We start from the raw sequence: 1,230 nt of genomic DNA on the forward strand, positions 1-1,230 counted from the left end.
CACTTCATCCGCGTTCACCCCCGGGGGAAGACGGCCTCTACCTGGGTGCTGAACTACAATGGGCAGCGGTCCTATAACTGCATTGCCGGGGGCGGCAGCCGGGTTCAGCGTTGTTCATCCGAGCTGAACCAGACCGAACAAACCTGGACCGTGACACTGGGTGAGACCCGTTTCCAGTTTCCTGTCCCGACACCGGACACCCCGTATAGAGTGATAGTCCAGGATGCCAGCGCACGGTTTGAGTGGGGGGCGCCGGATCTCAAAGTGATTCACCAGTTATACCTCAACAGCGACCTGGACAAAAAGCCGTTAAGGGCGCCAACGCTGCGCGGAATAATCGCCGTTCAACCCGCTGCCAGCCGGTTTCTGCCGCTGGAGCTGCAAAGGTGCGACGCCTCGTTCCTTGCCCGCTGCATGGCCAATGCACCGGCGCAGTGGCTCACATACTACGTGAAGCCGCCAAGACAGAACCCGTGGAGGATGAACAGTGCCCATGATCCGTCACCCATGCACAATAATCCGCCCCCGAAGGTCATGCAGAACCCAGCCTGGTTGCGACACCGTAAGCGCTGTCAACGAGAGGCCGAAGCGTATCGCGAAACACCCTATTCCTGCTTCCCTGACAAGCTGGGACTGGCCGAAGCCAATTGGGCTAAGCTAGAGCGGGTGAAGCTCTGGTACGATACTCATCACAACGCGGAAATCCAGCTCATCACTCCCAGTGACCCGCTACAGCCGGTGTGGGGAAACCCGACCATCGGCTACTATTTTTTTGACCAGGTCAAAGGTCAGGTGTTTTTCAAGAGCGGCAGGTTCCTGAACCGGGACATCAGGCAATTCCGTGAATTCAGCGCCACCGAGCATGGCGCGGTGTTTGGTAGCAAGGTATCAAGGGTAGCGCCGGGCAAAGATGACGCCCAATTGCTGGTGTTTGAGCCCCCCTATTATTACCTGTTGACGGCCAGCCGATCCGGTCAGCTGGACCACCGGGTGATTGCGGCAGAGACCCTGGATGGCCAGCTCAGCGCCCCCCCCGTAGCAGCAACTGACAAAAGACTGATTCCCCTGCGAGTCGTGGATTCCTACGACAGTCGACGTATCCTTCGCACCGGTTTTTATGACGGGGCCACCCAAACCTACATTGCCTTCCTGAGCAGCCTGCTGGATGGCGGCCCACTGGTCGATGGGGACGACGGCAGCCGTCTTCGACTGATCAGTGAGCTTGTCCGG

Annotated in this window: 1 protein-coding gene; it reads left to right on the forward strand. The window is 58.8% G+C overall.

Annotated elements, in window-relative coordinates:
- Nucleotides 1-1,230, forward strand: a 1,230-nt coding sequence (locus tag KDK19_RS11470) for a hypothetical protein (RefSeq protein WP_257292001.1), incomplete at both ends; no start/stop codon positions are given.

It is taken from the genome of Endozoicomonas sp. ONNA1, from assembly GCF_024606325.1.
Taxonomy (GTDB): Bacteria; Pseudomonadota; Gammaproteobacteria; order Pseudomonadales; family Endozoicomonadaceae; genus Endozoicomonas_A.